Raw genomic sequence first — 15,444 nt, 5'->3', positions numbered from 1 at the left:
GCCCCCCCCCCCCCCCCCCCCCCCCCCCCCCCCCCCCCCCCCCCCCCCCCCCCCCCCCCCGGCGCTCGGCGGCGAGGGAATGGGTGACACCGTGCTGGCCATCGAGCGCGCACCGCCGGAGCGCCGCGGGCTGTACTCCGCGTTTCCCGGAATCGGCGCGTCCCCGGGCGCCCTGCTGGTAAATGGACTGTTCTCCGCGGCTGACCGACGAGCAGTTCTCTTCCCAGGGCTGGCGGATTCCTTTCCTGGCGAGTCTCGTGCTGGTGGCCGTCGGACTGTTCGTCCGCGTGTCGGTCCCCGAGACGCCGGCGTTCCTGGCGGCCGCCGACGGCGATGCGGTATCGAAGACGCCGTTTATGGAGGTTGTGCGGCGGCAGCCTCGCGCGCTCGCGCTGGCCGCCGGCGTGGTGATTGTCGGCAACGTCCTGTACTTCGTGACGCAGACCTTCTCATTGTCTTATGCGGCCACCACCCTGAACGTTCCGTTGACGACCATGCCGCATGCGATGCTTGTCTCGATATCCGTTCAGGCCGTAACCGGATTTTTCTCGTCCGATTTCTCCGACCGGCTGGGCAGACGTCGATTGCGCATCGTCGGCGCAATTCTGTGCGCGGTGTGGTCCGTGCCTCTGATCTGGCTGCTCGACACCGGGCGGCCAGCACTGATCACCGTCGGTTTCTCCGTGTCGATGCTCGCCTGCGCGGTCTTTTCCGGCCCGCTGAGTGCCTACCTGGCGGGAGTCTTCGAAACCGGGTACCGGTTCACGGCCGTCGCGCTGGCGTTCAACGCGGGCGTCATGGTGGGCGGAGCCCTGGCGCCGATCGCCGTCAATCGTCTGATCGCGCTCACGGGCTCGGTGTGGGCGGAGCCCTGACTGGTCCTTGCCTCCGCGGCCGTCAGCCTGGCGGCGCTGCACCACCTGCGGGAGGTCCGATCGGGGGGTCTCCACGGCGACGCGCCCGACGGTGGCCGGGCCCGCGGGTAGCCGTCCGCGGGGCGGTTCCGATGGCCCGGCCTGGCCGCAGACGTCACGCACGGTGATGCGGGCCGTCCTCGAGGGGCCTGCGCACAGGCGTGGCACTGTGCTGCCGTCCTCCCCGTGGGGCTTCGCCTTCCGCGGGTGCGGACGGTTCGTCCTCCGTGACCGGGACACGCAGCGTCAGCAGTGCCAGCACGAGGCCGGCAGCCACCAGCGCGATGGCGACCAGCGACAGCAGCCCTTCGTCCAGGGCGACGACGGTTCCACCCAAGGCCCCTCCCAGGGCCGAGCCGACGTACGCGGAGCTGCTGCTGACGGCCATCGCCTGGGCCGCGGCCCGCGTGCCGGAACGAGAGAGCATCAGGACCTGGATGCTGGGCGGAACCGCCCAGGCCGAGGCCGACCAGACCAGCAGCAGGCCCGCGACGAACACGGCGGGGACCGGGCGGACGAGCCAGAGCAGGCCGAGTGCGAGCATCGCGGTGCAGAAGACGCCGCAGGCGAGGGCGAAGGCGCGCAGGGGCTTGTAGCGGTCCGCCAGCCAGCCGGACGTGCGTGTTCCGACGATGCCTCCGACACCGGCACAGACCAGCAGGACGGCAAGGGTCCGCGGGCCGGCTCCCGCCAGGTCGGCCATGTAGACGGAGATGTAGGTCTGGAACGCCAGGTTCCCGGCCACCACCAGCACGGTGACGACGAGGATGGCCGCGACGGCTCCGCTCAGCAGCGGCCGTAGGAGGCCGGCGAAGGTTTCGCGCTGTTGCCCCCTCGGGGTCTCGACGGCCGGGAGGGCCAGCGCCACCCCCGCGAAGGCGGCGATGCCGATCAGTCCGCAGGATGTGAACGTCGCACGCCATCCGAACCCGGCTCCGATCCAGGTGCTGGCGGGCACACCGACCAGAACGGCACCCGTGAGGCCGAGCATGACGGTGGCCAGGTACCGTCCCGTCCGCTCGGCGGGGGCCAGTGCGCCGGCCACGGCCAGCGCGCTGGGGAGGGCCACGGCCGCGGCCCCGGCGGCCAGGACCCGCAGGACCATCAGCTGCGGGTAGGAACCCACCGCGAGGACGGCGAAGTTCACGGCGGTGAAGAAGGCCAGTGCGCACATGAGCGCCGCGCGGCGGGACACGCGCGTCAGGACGAGCGACCACGCCGGGGCGGCCAGCGCGTACACCAGGGAGTAGGCCGTCACCAGCTGACCGGCGGTCGGCTCGGCGACCCGGAGATCGGCCGCCATCTCCGGCAGCACCCCGACGATGATGAAGTCGTCGGTCTGGACGACGAATGCCGCCAGCGTCAACGCGTAGAGCCACCAGGGCCTGCGGGCAACAGAAGAGTTCACACCGTGAGGGTAACGGTTGTTTCCCTCATGATGTGAGAGCCTTCGGGCAGGAGGTGCCGCATGCCCCGACCCGTGAACCCGGACCGCCGACGCGAAGTCGTCGATGCCGCCATCGACCAGCTGGCCACGACCGGCATCGGCCACTTCTCCCTGCGCACCCTCGCCGAGGGGATGGGCCAGAGCACGCGCGTCCTCACCCACCACTTCGCCGACAAGCAGGCACTGGTCACCGCAGTCCTTGACCGCCTCGACGAACGCCAGCACCAGGCCCTCCTGGCAACGCTCGCGTGGCGCGACCCCGCCATCCCGGTCAGCGTCATCGTCAAGGCAGCCTGGCAGCGCACCCTCGACCCACAGGAGCTGGCCATGACCCGGCTCATCCGCGAGATCGAGGGACTCGCCGCCGCCGGCCGGCTCGTCCTCCCCGGGCCGGGGTTCATCCGCGGCCGCGCCGAGTTCGTCGCCTCCTGCTTCACGCTCCGGGGCCTCTCCGAGGACGACGCCCTGACGACCGCGACTCTCCTCAACAGCGCCTTCTCGAGCCTGCAGAACGACTACCTGATCACCGGAGACCACGACAGGTCCACAGCCGCACTCGGCGAACTGTGCGACTGGGTCGACGCACGTGTCCGGCGCCGTGGCCCGGGAGGTTCTCCCCGCACCCGCGGAGGTCAGCCGGCGACCTCTCGTACGGCGAGGTAGGAGCCTTCGGTCTCCCCGTACACACGGGGGGCCAGCCGTACCGGGCCGCGGCGCCGTCGAACCGGTCCTGCGCTGGAGCGCGGACACCCGGTTCCTGCACGGCCAGACCAAGCAGCAAGACCTGATGCGCGGCTCTGGGCCGCGCCCCTCGACGCACCCGCCCGAGAACACCAGCCCGAGCGAGCCTGCGGCCACCAACGGACCCGTCCAGACAGCGCCCGGCCGAACGTCGTCCGCGGCCCGGCGCAGTGGCATCCCGCCCTGCTCAGGTAGGCGTGCACCACCCGTCGCAGCCGACCCTGGCGGTCGACGTCGAGCACCCCGGCGAGGTGCAAGTCGACGACTACCACCACCAGCGCGGCCTTCGAACCCCTGCGCACCCCGCGAACCCCGCCGCCGTCAGGCCGTCCGCCCTCCCCTGACGGGCAGCCACCGCAGCGGCCCCGCGCCGATGAGTCCAGCCACCGCGCACACCACACCGATCGGATCCCACCGCGCCCCCGATGCCACGAGAACAGCCGACGGCTCTCCCCTGGCCGCCCTCTCGGCAGGATGACACGGACGGACCGGCGACGGCGGGCAGAAAGCGCTTCTAGGTGCAATGCCGGTGATTTGGGTTGTTTTGTGGCGTTTGGAGTGGGTCTTGGTCGGGATGGGTTGTGGTGGTCGGTTCGTTTGAGTGCCCAGTTGGACATCTTGCGTTCGATCACGCGGGGGTTGGAGCGCAATCGCCTTGTGGGCGGGAGTCGTTCGGTGATCTCACGCATGCTCCGGGTGGTGGCCCGGGCGAGTCGGGAGGGGGGAAAGCGCCGCCTGTCCGGTGACGTGGCGGCGGACGATGCGAAGGGTGCGGGTGAAGGGGATCCGGTCCGGGTCGTGTCCGTCCCGCAGTGCGGTCCGGTGCATCAGGTCACGCAGGGCGTGGTGGACCAGCAGGAACGCGAAGACCTCCTGCTCGACGCCGCGCGGGTGCTGCGAGCGGAGCACGAGGTTGGGGCCGCCCTGGCGGTTCTTGATCTCGTCGAGGGTGTTCTCGATCTCCCACCGCTGGGCGTAGAGCGCGGCGAGCTCGGCGGCCGGGGCCCCAGCGGGGTCGAGGATGCTGGTGATCAGCCGGTAGACGGTGCCGTCGCCATCGTCGGTGCCGAGTGTGTACTCGACGACCCGGACCCGTTCCGGGTCCGCACGGCGGTAGTGGTTCCGCGCGGCGACGATCTCCGACAGGTAGGAGCCGTCCTCGAGTGTGGGAGTGCTCCCCTACCAGCGAGACGGCAGCCCCTCCACGGGGCCGCTCGATGTTCCCGGTTGTTCGTTCGGATCGTAGTCTGCCCGTGTCGGGTGCTGTGGGAAAGACGTTTGACGGACGTTTCCTTGACGCTTCGCCACTCGGTCCGGGCCTGGCGCGAAGCGGTACGACGCTCGTCGTGGACCTGGTTGGACAGCAGTTCGCCGGTGCGCAGGTGGCGGGCGGTGAGGCCCATCGCGGAGACGCCCCATCGCGGAGACGCCCCATCGCGGATGCGCAGCGCCACCTGGTCGCGGTGGAGGACGTCGAGCACGTCGAGGATGTGCCCGGTGCCGCGTACGAGGCGGAACATCTCGGAGATGTGCGCGGTGTCACCCGGCTGCGCGTAGGCGAGCAGTTCGCCGAACTCCGGTCGTTCCAGCGGGTGGAGGCGGCTGGAGGTGCCAGCCTCTTTCTCGAAGACGATCGGGTCCTCGATCCCGGCCGCGTCCAGGACGAGGTTCTGACGGTCGGTCGGCTGCTGGTCGGCGACGGGCGTGCTGCACCGGTGCCCCGAGCGCCCGCACGCACCTGTGCCTCCACGATCGCATGATCATCCGTGGGTGGTGCGTTGATCACTTGAGGGTGCCGTCGTGTGCCGACACCGAGTACTTGAAGGCACCGGCTTGCGGCCTACCCTTCCACGCCCCGACCCGAGAAGCGGACACTCCCGGCGCCCCGACGCTATGAAGTGTCGGGGCGCAAACCCGCACGGCCCGTGGACACCGACCCCAACCTCGCTCACCTTCGGCAAGAGCTGAGCGTCACGCCGGCGGCCGGGTGAGTTTGGCGGCCACGGCGTCGAGGACCCAGTCCAGGCCGGTCGCGAAGGATGTCTCGGCGTCCACGTCCGTGCCGTTGTGGACGGCCTTGGTCAACGCCGGGAAGCGGCCCGTGGCCAACATTCTCGTCACATGCGGGCCGGAGGCGCGCTGCCAGTCGCGCTTGGACAGGCCCGTGGCTCGCTCGGCCCGCAGGTTCGCGATCTCGCGCCTGATCGCGCCGGTGAAGTAGGCGCTGACGGTTTCCACGGCGCGCATGACGGTGTCGGCGTCGGCGAGGCCGTCGAGGGCGGCCAGCTTGACCTCGGTCACGGCGAGGCCGTTGGGGCCCAGGGTCGGGCGGCCGCCGAGCAGGTCGGCCAGCCATTCGTGACGGAGAGCGGCCTGCCTGGTGCGGTGGGCGAGGATGCGCAGCGCCTCCCGCCAGTCACCGGGGTACTCCTCGGGGAGGATCTCGGCCTGGACCTCGTCCATCATGAGGTCGAGCAGCTCCCCCTTGGTGGAGATGTATCCGTACAGCCGCATCGGGCCGGCGTTCAGCCGGGCAGCGACCTTGCGCAACGACACCGCCTCCAGCCCACCCTCGTCAGCCAGCGCGATGGCGGCGGCGACGATCCGCTCCCGGTCGAGCGGCACGGGGCGAGCCGGCGGCTCCGGCCGGTCCCAGACAGTCATGGTCATCACCGTTCTGTTGCGATGCATCACATTGAATGGATACAGTGTATCGCTATGAGACATCGTATCGCCGTCATCGGGGGCGGCCCCGCCGGCCTCACCTTCGCCCGTGTGCTGCGCCACCACGGCTACCCCGTCGTCGTCCTCGAACGCGATCCCGCCCCCGACGCCCGCCCCCCGGGCGGCACGCTGGACCTCCACGAAGGGCTGGGCCAGCTCGCGCTGGACAAGGCGGGGCTGCTGGCGGAGTTTCAGGCGCTGTCCCGCCCCGAGGGGCAGGCCATGCGCATCCTGGACACGGACGGGACCGTCCTGCGCGACTGGCGACCCCGTCCGGATGACCGGGCCAATCCCGAGATCGACCGCGGGCAACTCCGTGACCTGCTGCTCGGCCCTCTCGACGTCCAGTGGGGCCGGAGCGTGACGCAGGTGGTGCCGGGGACCCGGGATGGCGCACGGGTCCATTTCGCGGACGGGCGACAGGAGACCTTCGACCTCGTGGTCGGCGCGGACGGCGCCTGGTCCCGGATCCGCCCGGCAGTCTCGTCGGTGACGCCGCACTACACCGGCGTCACCTCGGTCGAGACCTCCCTCGACGATGTCGACACCCGCCACCCCGACCTCGCCCGGTTGATCGGCGACGGTTCCGTGGCTGCGTACGGCGTGAACCGCTCCCTCGTCGCCCAGCGCAACAGCGGCGGCCACGTCAAGGTGTACGCCAAGTTCCGCGCGCCGCTGGACTGGCACACGGACCTGGACCTGACCGACGTCGAGGCCGTGCGATCGAGTCTGCTGGCCCTGTTCGACGGCTGGGCCGCTCCCGTCCTCGACCTTCTCCGCCACGGCACCGCTTTCGTCCACCGCCCCTTCTACGTCCTGCCCGTGTCCCACACCTGGACCCACGTCCCCGGGGTGACGCTCCTGGGCGACGCCGCCCATCTGATGCCCCCGTTGGGGGCGGGCGCGAACCTCGCCATGCTGGAAGGCGCCGAACTCGCCGAGTCCATCGCCACCTGCTCTGGAGATCTGGACGAGGCCGTCCGCGCCTTCGAGGAACGAATGTGGGCACGGGCCGGCAGGTGGGCGAAGATCACGACGGCCGGTCTGGAACGCCTCGTGAGCCCGGACCCCGCCGAAGCCCTCGCCCACTTCGACCGAGTCCAGCCATCCTGACTGCCAAGCGCGAGAGCACCAGCCCTAAGTGGTCGGTTCCGGAGGCCCTTCGGGGGTTGATCAGGCAGCCAGGGCGACGGAGAATTCTTCTTGTCGGTCGGCGGGTGTGTGTCGGTCGAGCCGGGCCAGCAGATCGTCCAGGTCGGAGGTGGTGAACCTCCACTGGAACGGCTGTGCCGTGGCGTTGTAGCGGTCTTCGAATGCCCGGAGCCGGTCCCTGACCTGGAGCAGGTCGGTGAAGTCGTTGGGTTGGACGACCTTGCGCTGGACGACGGAGAAGTAGATCTCGATCTGGTTTAACCAGGAGGCGTGCACGGGGGTGTGGGCCATGACGGCGTTCGGAAACCTGCTGGCCAGGCGGTCGACAGCCCGCCGTCGGCGAACCGGCCGCGCCAGGCACGGACCGTGTCCAGGTGCAGGCCCGTCTCGCGGGCGATCCGCGCGTTGGAGCGCCCCCGCGCCGCGCGCAGGACGACCTGCGCGCGCATCCGCAGCCGGTACTCGGTCTTGTGGCCGTAGGCCATCTTCTTCAACCGCTCGCGCTCGGCAGCGGTCGGGAATATCGGGCGGGCCGGGGCAACGGGCATGGCGGGCGGGCCGATCGGGAGAAGTGGATCAGACGTGTCGCAGCCTGCCGCATCCGCTGCCGGGGCGATCCGGCAGGATGGCGGCCATGCCCACGACGCCGGAGTGCACCCAGTTGTCACTCGCCCAGCGGCTGACCGAACACGCCCGCACCGCCTAGCCGCAACTGACGGACCTGCACATCCGCCACCGCGGGCAGTTCGCCTACGTGGAAGGCGAACTGCCCGACGGCGAACGGGTCAAACTGATGCGCCTGCGCTACAGCGGCACCGCCAGCCGATGGGGCCTCGCCCTCTACTACTGTGTCACCGTCCGCGGCGATCAGATCGTCCGGAGTCAGGGAGCGGATGCGCGGTATCGCTGAGGGGAGCAGCCAGAGCAGTGACAGTGTTCCTCCGACCGCGGCCGTGATCAGGGTGGTCCTGAGTCCGAAGTGGGTGGCGAGCACGCCACCGACGAGGGCGCCGATGGGGCGTATGCCGTAGTTGACCGTGCTGTAGGCGCCGGCCACGCGGCTGCGCATGCCGTCCGGTATGACCGCGGTTTGCAGGGAGTTGAGGTTGACGTCGAACAGCATCACGCCGATTCCGGAGAGGAACTGCGCAGCGCCCAGGGCCCCTGCGCGGGCCCAGGTGGGGCCGCTCGCGGTGGCGGCGATGGCGATGGGGGCCGGGAAGAGGACGGCGCCTGCCGCGGTGCTGCGTCCCACGCCGATCCGTCGTGAGAGCTTCGGGGCGATCACCGCGCCCGCGAGAGCTCCGGTTGATGAGATGCCGAAGGCCAGCCCGATGGTCCCTGCGGAGAGGCCGAGCACCTGGACGGCGAACAGGACGGTCAGGCCGGTGCCCGACATGAAGGTGAAGAAGTTGAGGGTCGTCGCGCAGCCGAGGCTCGCCCGCAGTACCGGGTGCCGGATGACGAAGACCAGTCCCTCCTTGGCCCGCCGCAGCAACGGAGGTCCTGCCGGGTCGGCGGCGACGGCCGGTTCCTCGACCCGGATCGGCCGGAGCAGGACGGCCGAGGCCAGGAAGGACAGGGCGTCGGCCATCACGGCGACGGGCGCGGTCAGGGCCTGGACGAGGGCGCCGCCCACGGCAGGGCCGACGACGAAGGACACGGAGCGGCTGGCGCTGAGCTTGCTGTTCGCGTCGACGTAGGACGAGCGCGGCACGAGGTGGGCGAAGAAGGGCGGGTAGGCGGTGTTGAACAGCACCGCCGCGGCACCGGTCAGCAGCGCCACGGCGTACAACTGCAGGAGCGTCACGATGCCTAACAGGTAGGCGGCGGGAAGGGTGAGCAGCACGCACGCGCGGAGCAGGTCGGCGAGGATCATCAGGCGGCGCTTGTGGACGCGGTGGTCGACCCAGGCGCCGAGCACGATCGCGAGGAGGTTCGGGGCCCAGGCGAGTGCGGTCAACCATGCGACCTGGCCGGCCGAGGCGTGCAGGGCCACCACGGCGATCAGGGGTAACGCCAGTTCGGAGATCCGGTCACCGAACTGCGACACCGACTGCCCGGCCCAGAAGCGGATGAAGCGCCGGTCCCGCCACAGTGATAACGAGAGGGCCGTGTCCTGAGAGGAGTTCATGCCAGGTCTCCCGTCCGCTCCTCGGCGGCCTCCGGCAGGACGTAGCGCAGCAGTCGGACGCCACGGCTGTCGGCCGGCCGCCGCGCCGGGTCGCGCGTCACGTAGGGCGCGAGGACGGCTTCGATCGCGTCCTCGATGGCCGCGAGTTCCTCGGGGGACACCACGACGCGGGTGTTCGCCAACCCCGCGGGCTTGCGCCACACGGGATCGAGTTCGGGTTCGGTCTCGGTCACCCACCGCTGCGGGAGGTCGGCGGAGCGGGCGAACATCTCCCGCGACAGCACCCGGGCGGCGGACTGGCCCGCTTCGTCATCCGGCGCCCCGAATCGGAATCCCCGTGCCACGGCCTCCCATCGCCGTTCCCGGCGATCCGTTCCGGCCTCGGCGTCGCGGACCAGCCCGAAGCCCGCCAGGTGGCGCAGGTGCCAGCTGGTCACGGACGGGGTGGCTCCGACCTCCGGTGACAACTGCGTCGCCGTCGCCGGTCCGTGCCGTTGCAAACGCTCGAGGATCGCAAGCCGTACGGGATGTGCCAACGCGCGCATGGCCTTCGGGTCAGTGATCTCGATATCGCCCAGGCGATTCCCACGCTCCATGTCATGAGAGTGTCCTCTCATAATACGTGAGAGTCAACTCTCACACATTGCCCGCAACCGTCAGCCGGCGGCCAGCACCTCCACGCCCTGTGCCGCGAGTTGCCCGATGACCGGGTGGCCGGGGCCGGCGTCCGTGATCAGGCCGCTGATGTCCTCCCAGGGCAGCACCCGGAACCGGGAGGCCGTGCCGATCTTCTCGGACGAGGCGAGGACGTACGTCTCCGCGGCCCGTGCGGCCAGGGCGCGTTTCATCGCGGCCTCTTCGGCGTCGCCGGTGGTCAGCCCGGCCTCGGGGTGGACGCCGGTGACGCCGATCAGGCAGAGGTCGGCCGAGACGTTCTGGGCGGCCTCCACCGCGGCCGCTCCGCAGGCGACCGCCGAGTGCTTGAAGAGGCGGCCGCCGAGCAGGAAGACCTCGGCCCGGGGGTGGTCGAGCAGGGCGACCGCGATCGTCGGGCTGTGGGTGATCACGGTGCAGGCGAGGTCCGGCGGGAGGGCCCCGGCCACGGCGAGGGCGGTGGTGCCCCCGTCGAGGATCAGGGCACTGTCGGGCCGCACCAGCGCGGCCGCGGTCTCGGCGACCTGCCGTTTGCCGTCGGGGGTGACGGTCTGCCGGGCGGTGTAGTCCGCCACGGCCGGGGAGACCGGCAGCGCTCCCCCGTAGACCCGCTGGCAGAGCCCTTCGGCGGCCAGGTCGCGCAGGTCGCGGCGCACGCTGTCCTCGGAAAGGCCCAGTTCGGCGGCGACGCCCTTGGCGACGATCTTGCCCTCCCGGGCCAGCAGGCCCAGCAGGTGGTCGCGCCGCTCGGCAGCTAGCATTCGCGTTCTCTCCTGTTCTTGCACGTTTCTGTGTGTATCGTAGCGCGCCATGACCGACAAGCCGATGCTCGTCCTGATCGCCGGCCCCTACCGCTCCGGCACCGGCGGCGACCCACAGGCCATGGCCGCGAACCTCGCCCGCCTCGAAGCGGCGGCCTGGCCGGTGTTCACCGCCGGCCACGTCCCCGTGATCGGGGAGTGGATCGCCCTGCCCGTCCTGCGCTCGGCCGGCGCGGGCCCCACCGACCCCCTCGCCGACCAGGTTCTCTACCCGACCGCCGAGCGCCTGCTCGCCCACTGCGACGCCGTGCTCCGGCTCCCCGGCGACTCCGCCGGAGCCGACCAGGACGTCGCCACCGCCCGCCGCCGCGGCCTGCCCGTCTACCACGACGTCAGCGAGATCCCGCGCCGCGTCCCGCAGGAGACCACGTGACCACCCGCCCCGGCATCGACTCCCCCGACCACCGCGGCCGCACCGGCCTCGCCATGATCCACGACGGACGCATCACCGACGGCAAGACCATCCTGCTCCTGCAATGGGCCGCCCTGGACGGCCCCTTCGCTCCCCCACCGCACAGGGCCGACCGGTCCCCGCACTGACCGACCGCCTCACCCGATCCGCGCCGATTCTGCCGGGGCACCGCTGTGCGCGGCCTACCGATGTGCGCGGCCTACCGAATCAGGTCGACCGCGACCACGACCGCGGACCACGACCACGGGCCACGGACGGGCACCCGAGACAGGCAGGACCTGACGCGGCCCGGGCGGGCGGCCCTCCGACGCCGGTGGGCTCGTGGCGATGCGTCAGGCCGGGCTCGGCTCGGTGTCGGGGCCGTCCGCCGGGACAGCCCGGGGCACGGGCGGAACGGCACTCCGCCGGACGGTACGGCGGGCCACCATGCGGTCGAGGGCGAAGGTGCCCGGGCCGGTGACGGCGAGCAGCAGGAAGGCCCAGCAGTACAGGGCGGAGGGTTCGCCACCGTTCTGCAGCGGCAGCAGCGCCGAGGGCTGGTGGACGACGAAGTACGCGTAGGCCATCGAGCCGGACGCGACCAGCGAGGCGGCGCGGGTGAACAGGCCGAGCAGGACCAGGAGGCCGCCGCCGAACTGGATCACGGCCGCGTACCAGGAAGGCCACGCGCCGACGGGGACGGCCTCACCGGGGGCGCCGACGGCACCACCGAAGACGCCGAACAACGAGGCGGCGCCGTGGCAGGCGAAGAAGAAGCCCACGACGATCCGGAAGGCGGCCAGCACATGGGGCCGGGCCCGACCGGCGAGCGCAGCGGAGGTGGTCATCGAAGCTCCTTCGGCGAAGGGGAACTGACGACCGGTAGATTAGGTAAGGCTAAGCTAAGTGCACAAGTGGGCGGATGTCCGCCGCCGAGTGGAACCGCGGGCGCGAGTGAGGTCAGGCGCGTGCGGGGCCTGGCGCGAGTGAGGTCAGGCGCGTGCGGGGCCTGGCGCTAGCTACTGAGGGTTGCCGTTGGCGGCGAGGCGGGCGCTCATCTCCGCGTGGGCGCGCTGGGAGTGGGTGTTGGCCGGGTCGTGGATGAGCCGGAGGTAGTCGTAGAGGACCTGCACGCACTCGTCCCGGGTGGAGTAGGACGCGTCGGAGGCCGGCTCGAGGTCCTTGCCGACCTCCGTCAGCGTCCCGTCGGCCGGATCCCCGCCTCGGCCGGCCCTGGAGGTCGGGCCGGCCGTCAGCGATGCGACCAGTACGGGTCCTCCACGGTCGGTGGCGTCACGCGCAGTTGGTGCGGGTAGGTGTCCAACCGGCGGCCCGGCTGGGCGGAGTCCTTGCCGTACACCTCGGTGCCCGCGTACTGGACGCCGCCCAGGGAGGCCTGGAGGCTCACACCCGGGGCGTCCATCTCCAGGGTGACGAGGACGCCCTCGGGCGAGGTGGCGGAGATCTGGCGTTCGTCGGTCAGGTGGGTGTCGGTGTTGGCGCCGGCGAAGTTCTGGAAGGTGCCCACGTGGTATCCGTGCGCTTTCCAGTACTGGGCGAGTTGGCCGGCGAGGGCTTCGTACTTCGACTGGTCGACCCGGGCCTGGAGCGACCAGGTGCGGTAGACGGTGGAGGTCGGCCGCGGCTCGCCGTCCCAGTGGTTCGGGTCGCGGACCACGTAGTACCAGCCGTCGGAGTGTGCGACGTGCGGGGTGATGGCTCCGGCGGCGCCGTCGAGGGCGCTCTGGATGCCGTCCCGGGCCTTCCCGGCGTCCGTCCCGGACTTGTCGTGCCGGGCGATCGGTCCGTGGCCGTGGGCGAAGAGCCACGCCCCGGTCGAGACCGTGCCGACCAGGAGAAGGAGGAGCACCACGCCGAGGACGACCAGCCGCCGACGGTCCGTGGTGCGGTCGCTGGTCTGCATGTGCATCGTCCCCCGTGTCGGCGCCGATCTCCTGCCGGCCTTGATCGCGAGGCTACGGGAGGGCGGGCCCGGCAGGCCTGAGCACGGGTACTCAGATCCGGGCTCAGGGACGGTAGGCGGGCAGCCCGGTTCCGGAGGCCGCCGAGTGCTGCTGAGCGCTATCGGGGCCGGTGCGGCCGGTCGCCGGGCTCCTGGGTGGGGAACTGCTGGCCGGTGCCCGGGAGGGCGGGGGCCGGGTAGTTCGCCACCTCGTACTTGGCCAGTTCGAGCTGCTCGGCGGTCGGGGGCAGCGCCGGGGCCCTGCACACGCCGCTGTCGAACTGGAAGGCCGAGGTCAGGTTCCCGAAGGCGTTGCGGCGCCAGTCGGTGACGGTGGCCGACCGGACGCCGGTGAACCGTTCCAGGAACTGCAGCACCGAGGTGTGGTCGAAGGCCTCGCCGGCGACCCAGCCGCCCACCGTCCAGGGCGAGATGATGATGCACGGCACCCGGAAGCCGCCGCCGATCGGCAGACCGCCGACGAACTCGCCAGGCGTCGCGGCCGGAGGCACCGGTGGCGGCACGTGGTCGAACAGGCCGTCGTTCTCGTCGTAGTTGAGGATGAACACCGTCTTCGCCCAGACCTCGGGGTTCGATGCGATCGCCTCGATCTTGGAGGCGACGTAGTCGGCACCGGCGGCGGGCAGGTAGTCCGGGTGCTCGGACTGGTAGCTGGTCGGCAGGATCCAGGAGACGGCGGGCAGCCGGTCGTTGCGCGCGTCGTCCTCGAAGGTGCCGGCCGGCCGCGCCGTCATGCCCTTGCGGTGCAGTGCGCTGCCGGGCGCGGCCTGCTGGAAGCTCTTGAAGAGCGAGAGCATGTTGGTGCCGTAGTTGTCGGCTTCCTGGTACACCTGCCAGCTGACGCCGGCCGCCTCCAGCTGTTCGGGGTAGGTCTTCCAGGTCAGCGGCTTGGACGCCGAGTTCTCGATGATCGGGCCGCCCTGGCCGCCGCCGGCTCCGATCGAACCCGTCATCCAGTACAGCCGGTTGGGCCAGGTCGGTCCCTGGACCGAGCAGAAGTAGTTGTCGCAGATGGTGAACGAGTCGGCCAGGGCGAACTGGAAGGGGATGTCCTCCCGGGTGTAGTACCCCATCACGTACGGGCCGTTGACGCCGTCGGCGGACCGGTGCGCGGGCAGCCACCGGTCCATCTTCCCGCCGTTCCAGGCCTGGTGCTGCACCGACCAGGCGTGGCTGGTGGACGGGATCGCCTGCGCGCTCGTGGTGTGGGTGTCCAGGTGGAACGGCAGCAGGTAGCCGTCCGGGTTGACGCTGTCGGGCTGGTGGAACACCGAGCGCCCGTTGTCCAGCCGCAGCGCGTTCGGGTCCGCGAAGCCGCGGACACCGGCCAGCGTGCCGAAGTAGTGGTCGAAGGACCGGTTCTCCTGCATCAGCAGGACCACGTGCTCGACGTCCCGCAGCGAACCGGCCTTCGGCACCCCCGCGGCTACCGCCCGCTGGACACTCGGTGGCAGCAGGTTCATCGCCGCTGCCGCTCCCATCACACCGGCCGCCGATCCCAGCAGCCTCCGTCGGGTCATTCCGGACATCAGCCCTACCCTCTCCGTCGCGCCGGTGCGCGTGCGGGATGTCACCGCACCGGACCACCTGTGGCCTTCCCCCCGGAGCTTCTAGGCAGTGGGGATGACGGATGAACAGCCAAGGAATGTCAGGTACCCGCCAGGCGTCGTACCCGCCCCCGCACCACACTGCCGACCGGCCCGCAGGGGTGCTGGTCTGCACGGGTCATGGTGCGGGCGAGCAGGTCCCGGGCACCGGGGCCCGAGGGCGGTCTGCCTTCCTGGTAGTGCCGGGACTCGGCGTGGAGGAGGTCCTGGTTGCGCTCGGTCTCCTCGGCGTTGACCTCCGCGAGGAACTTAGCCCGTGCCCCTCCCCGGCGGTCTACTGATGACGTCGGGTATGGGAACCGTCCGCGTGCCTCTGTGATCACAGTGGGGCGAGGATCATGAGGACCTCGTCGCGGGTGTCGTGGGACGCGAGCCGGAGGGCTTCGGGCCAGCGACCGATCTCACGCCATCCGAGCCGCCCGTAGAAGTCCTCCAGGCCCTCGCCGCCCCGGGCTGCCAGATGGAGCTGTTCAAGGCCCAGCTCGTCGCGGGCGATCTTCCGAAGCTCGTGGACGAGAGCGGATCCGATGCCGCGGCCGCGGAGAGCGGGGTGGGTCTGGAGGTGGTGGATGGTGCCCCAGTGCCCGACGAGTCGGCAGGGATCGCGGTTGAGGATGACCCATCCGGCAAGGACGCCGTCGACCTGGGCGGCGAGGAGTCGGCTCTGCTGCGGGTCGAGACGACTGAGGAGCTTGTCCGCGACCGGCACGACGTCGTCCTGGCCGACCGGAGGGAACGGGAATCCGGCGGCGCCGCCGGCGTTGGTGACCGCGATCCAGCAGTCGATCAACTCTTTCCGCAGTTCAGGAACGATGTCGTGCGGGTTGGCTATCTGGACCAGGTGAAGGGCGGAGTCGTTCGGCATGGGCGGAGGA

Annotated in this window: 16 protein-coding genes and 3 pseudogenes; 5 read left to right on the top strand and 14 right to left on the bottom strand. The window is 71.0% G+C overall.

The window, feature by feature from the left end:
- The first annotated feature begins 182 nt into the window (after positions 1 to 182).
- Positions 183 to 875 (top strand): MFS transporter, encoded by a 693-nt coding sequence (locus ACIPLC_RS37040; RefSeq protein WP_400477461.1) that lies wholly within the window; start codon positions 183 to 185, stop codon positions 873 to 875.
- Between the two features lie 154 nt (positions 876 to 1,029).
- Here the strand turns inward: ACIPLC_RS37040 and ACIPLC_RS37035 are convergent, their stop codons facing one another.
- A complete protein-coding gene (locus ACIPLC_RS37035) occupies positions 1,030 to 2,322 on the bottom strand; it encodes an MFS transporter (protein ID WP_400477460.1) in 1,293 nt (430 codons plus the stop codon).
- Between the two features lie 60 nt (positions 2,323 to 2,382).
- Between ACIPLC_RS37035 and ACIPLC_RS37030 the strand changes: the two genes are divergently transcribed.
- Positions 2,383 to 3,024, top strand: a complete 642-nt coding sequence (locus ACIPLC_RS37030; RefSeq protein WP_400477459.1) for a TetR/AcrR family transcriptional regulator — start codon at positions 2,383 to 2,385, stop codon at positions 3,022 to 3,024.
- Positions 3,025 to 3,783: 759 nt separating this feature from the next.
- Here ACIPLC_RS37030 and ACIPLC_RS37025 read toward each other — a convergent pair.
- The 4 genes and pseudogenes from ACIPLC_RS37025 to ACIPLC_RS37010 form a co-directional block, all read right to left on the bottom strand.
- Positions 3,784 to 4,011 carry a hypothetical protein gene (locus tag ACIPLC_RS37025; RefSeq protein ID WP_400477458.1) on the bottom strand — a complete coding sequence of 76 codons (228 nt, stop codon included), beginning with the start codon at positions 4,009 to 4,011 and terminating at the stop codon, positions 3,784 to 3,786.
- Positions 4,012 to 4,239 (bottom strand): annotated as a pseudogene (locus ACIPLC_RS37020) (transposase); the annotation flags it as partial.
- A gap of 221 nt (positions 4,240 to 4,460) precedes the next feature.
- Positions 4,461 to 4,796 (bottom strand): annotated as a pseudogene (locus ACIPLC_RS37015) (recombinase family protein); the annotation flags it as partial.
- A gap of 277 nt (positions 4,797 to 5,073) precedes the next feature.
- Positions 5,074 to 5,766 carry a TetR/AcrR family transcriptional regulator gene (locus ACIPLC_RS37010; protein WP_400477457.1) on the bottom strand — a complete coding sequence of 231 codons (693 nt, stop codon included), beginning with the start codon at positions 5,764 to 5,766 and terminating at the stop codon, positions 5,074 to 5,076.
- A gap of 54 nt (positions 5,767 to 5,820) precedes the next feature.
- Here ACIPLC_RS37010 and ACIPLC_RS37005 point away from each other — a divergent pair, with 54 nt between their 5' ends.
- Positions 5,821 to 6,939, top strand: a complete 1,119-nt coding sequence (locus ACIPLC_RS37005) for an FAD-dependent oxidoreductase (RefSeq protein ID WP_400477456.1) — start codon at positions 5,821 to 5,823, stop codon at positions 6,937 to 6,939.
- A 60-nt stretch (positions 6,940 to 6,999) separates the two neighbouring features.
- On the opposite strand, the gene ACIPLC_RS37000 is transcribed toward ACIPLC_RS37005, so the two are convergent.
- The 5 genes from ACIPLC_RS37000 to ACIPLC_RS36980 form a co-directional block, all read right to left on the bottom strand.
- Entirely contained in the window at positions 7,000 to 7,269 is a 270-nt protein-coding gene (locus ACIPLC_RS37000) for a hypothetical protein (RefSeq protein ID WP_400477455.1), read from the bottom strand.
- Positions 7,236 to 7,526: a helix-turn-helix domain-containing protein gene (locus tag ACIPLC_RS36995; RefSeq protein WP_400477454.1), complete on the bottom strand. Its 291-nt coding sequence runs from the start codon at positions 7,524 to 7,526 to the stop codon at positions 7,236 to 7,238. The genes ACIPLC_RS37000 and ACIPLC_RS36995 overlap by 34 nt, the downstream gene beginning before the upstream one ends.
- 116 nt (positions 7,527 to 7,642) lie before the next feature.
- Positions 7,643 to 9,112 (bottom strand): MFS transporter, encoded by a 1,470-nt coding sequence (locus tag ACIPLC_RS36990; RefSeq protein ID WP_400477453.1) that lies wholly within the window; start codon positions 9,110 to 9,112, stop codon positions 7,643 to 7,645.
- A complete protein-coding gene (locus ACIPLC_RS36985; protein WP_400477452.1) occupies positions 9,109 to 9,708 on the bottom strand; it encodes an ArsR/SmtB family transcription factor in 600 nt (199 codons plus the stop codon). The genes ACIPLC_RS36990 and ACIPLC_RS36985 overlap by 4 nt, the downstream gene beginning before the upstream one ends.
- Positions 9,709 to 9,768: 60 nt before the next feature.
- Positions 9,769 to 10,527 carry a DeoR/GlpR family DNA-binding transcription regulator gene (locus tag ACIPLC_RS36980; protein WP_400477451.1) on the bottom strand — a complete coding sequence of 253 codons (759 nt, stop codon included), beginning with the start codon at positions 10,525 to 10,527 and terminating at the stop codon, positions 9,769 to 9,771.
- Between the two features lie 49 nt (positions 10,528 to 10,576).
- Here ACIPLC_RS36980 and ACIPLC_RS36975 point away from each other — a divergent pair, with 49 nt between their 5' ends.
- Positions 10,577 to 10,960 (top strand): DUF4406 domain-containing protein, encoded by a 384-nt coding sequence (locus ACIPLC_RS36975; RefSeq protein WP_400477450.1) that lies wholly within the window; start codon positions 10,577 to 10,579, stop codon positions 10,958 to 10,960.
- A gap of 47 nt (positions 10,961 to 11,007) precedes the next feature.
- Positions 11,008 to 11,127, top strand: a pseudogene (locus tag ACIPLC_RS36970) (GDP-mannose pyrophosphatase); the annotation flags it as partial.
- A 204-nt stretch (positions 11,128 to 11,331) separates the two neighbouring features.
- On the opposite strand, the gene ACIPLC_RS36965 reads toward ACIPLC_RS36970, so the two are convergent.
- The 4 genes from ACIPLC_RS36965 to ACIPLC_RS36950 form a co-directional block, all read right to left on the bottom strand.
- Positions 11,332 to 11,826 carry a DoxX family protein gene (locus ACIPLC_RS36965; protein WP_400477449.1) on the bottom strand — a complete coding sequence of 165 codons (495 nt, stop codon included), beginning with the start codon at positions 11,824 to 11,826 and terminating at the stop codon, positions 11,332 to 11,334.
- A 404-nt stretch (positions 11,827 to 12,230) separates the two neighbouring features.
- Positions 12,231 to 12,902, bottom strand: coding sequence for a hypothetical protein (locus tag ACIPLC_RS36960; protein WP_400477448.1), 672 nt, complete (start codon positions 12,900 to 12,902; stop codon positions 12,231 to 12,233).
- 158 nt (positions 12,903 to 13,060) lie between these two features.
- The gene (locus tag ACIPLC_RS36955) at positions 13,061 to 14,491 is read right to left on the bottom strand and encodes an alkaline phosphatase family protein (protein ID WP_400477447.1); all 1,431 of its coding nucleotides are present in this window, start codon (positions 14,489 to 14,491) and stop codon (positions 13,061 to 13,063) included.
- 397 nt (positions 14,492 to 14,888) lie between these two features.
- The gene (locus ACIPLC_RS36950) at positions 14,889 to 15,434 is read right to left on the bottom strand and encodes a GNAT family N-acetyltransferase (protein WP_400477446.1); all 546 of its coding nucleotides are present in this window, start codon (positions 15,432 to 15,434) and stop codon (positions 14,889 to 14,891) included.
- Positions 15,435 to 15,444: the final 10 nt, after the last annotated feature.

Origin of the sequence: Kitasatospora sp. NPDC086801 (assembly GCF_044745805.1) — a bacterium.
Lineage (GTDB): Bacteria > Actinomycetota > Actinomycetes > Streptomycetales > Streptomycetaceae > Kitasatospora.
Note: the sequence above shows the minus strand (reverse complement) of the source record. Positions and strands in the feature narration are given on the sequence as shown.

Coding starts and splice junctions, on each gene's coding strand:
- ACIPLC_RS37040 (WP_400477461.1), top strand. CDS start 183: ATGGACTGTTCTCCGCGGCTGACCGACGAGCAGTTCTCTTCCCAGGGC.
- ACIPLC_RS37030 (WP_400477459.1), top strand. CDS start 2,383: ATGCCCCGACCCGTGAACCCGGACCGCCGACGCGAAGTCGTCGATGCC.
- ACIPLC_RS37010 (WP_400477457.1), bottom strand. CDS start 5,766: ATGACTGTCTGGGACCGGCCGGAGCCGCCGGCTCGCCCCGTGCCGCTC.
- ACIPLC_RS37005 (WP_400477456.1), top strand. CDS start 5,821: ATGAGACATCGTATCGCCGTCATCGGGGGCGGCCCCGCCGGCCTCACC.
- ACIPLC_RS37000 (WP_400477455.1), bottom strand. CDS start 7,269: ATGGCCCACACCCCCGTGCACGCCTCCTGGTTAAACCAGATCGAGATC.
- ACIPLC_RS36995 (WP_400477454.1), bottom strand. CDS start 7,526: ATGCCCGTTGCCCCGGCCCGCCCGATATTCCCGACCGCTGCCGAGCGC.
- ACIPLC_RS36990 (WP_400477453.1), bottom strand. CDS start 9,112: ATGAACTCCTCTCAGGACACGGCCCTCTCGTTATCACTGTGGCGGGAC.
- ACIPLC_RS36985 (WP_400477452.1), bottom strand. CDS start 9,708: ATGGAGCGTGGGAATCGCCTGGGCGATATCGAGATCACTGACCCGAAG.
- ACIPLC_RS36980 (WP_400477451.1), bottom strand. CDS start 10,527: ATGCTAGCTGCCGAGCGGCGCGACCACCTGCTGGGCCTGCTGGCCCGG.
- ACIPLC_RS36975 (WP_400477450.1), top strand. CDS start 10,577: ATGACCGACAAGCCGATGCTCGTCCTGATCGCCGGCCCCTACCGCTCC.
- ACIPLC_RS36965 (WP_400477449.1), bottom strand. CDS start 11,826: ATGACCACCTCCGCTGCGCTCGCCGGTCGGGCCCGGCCCCATGTGCTG.
- ACIPLC_RS36960 (WP_400477448.1), bottom strand. CDS start 12,902: ATGCAGACCAGCGACCGCACCACGGACCGTCGGCGGCTGGTCGTCCTC.
- ACIPLC_RS36955 (WP_400477447.1), bottom strand. CDS start 14,491: ATGTCCGGAATGACCCGACGGAGGCTGCTGGGATCGGCGGCCGGTGTG.
- ACIPLC_RS36950 (WP_400477446.1), bottom strand. CDS start 15,434: ATGCCGAACGACTCCGCCCTTCACCTGGTCCAGATAGCCAACCCGCAC.